This is a genomic window from Bacillus sp. LR--39, assembly GCF_053613335.1.
The window spans coordinates 1-501 of record NZ_JBSIOT010001714.1; the positions used below are offsets into that span (position 1 = coordinate 1).

Below are 501 nucleotides of genomic sequence, written 5' to 3' on the forward strand. Positions count from 1 at the left end.
CTCCTTCATGTCGTTTTCAGGCTATAGTCCCATCATATCGTTTTTTCTTTTTGATATTCAACCGGAAGGGATGGTTTTCTCCGAATTCTATTTAGACGACGCCCTTGTCTTCGGATACGCAAGCGCGGTTTCCGCTTTCTTTCTGCCTTGACGCCGTTTTCTGCTTTTTTCTGTTTCATCAGCAGAAAGCCGGCAGCTAAAAATGGAATGCCGGTTATATTCAAGATGGCAAGCTTCACACCCGCCGCAATGAAAAAGAACCCCCATGAAGATGATGGATTCCGCCTGATCATGACGTAAGCCGCCATTTCCAGAACAATCAGGATGGCATGAAGCGCTATGCCATAAATCAGCAATACAAGGGCAAAAAACAAAACATAATTCACGATTGCCCCTGAGTACATCATAGCGCGCATCATTTGTATAAACGATAAGGACTGCATGGAGCCGCTGATGACATTAGGGTTATAGATCGTATAGTCACTAAATAAATGTTTGACT

1 protein-coding gene is annotated in these 501 nt (G+C 43.7%); it reads right to left on the minus strand.

All coding sequences use genetic code 11. From position 1 onward, the window contains the following. Window positions 1-32 precede the first annotated feature (32 nt). Window positions 33-501 (minus strand): hypothetical protein (locus tag ACWHAR_RS32730; RefSeq protein WP_452089129.1); only part of this gene is annotated, 469 nt, incomplete at its 5' end.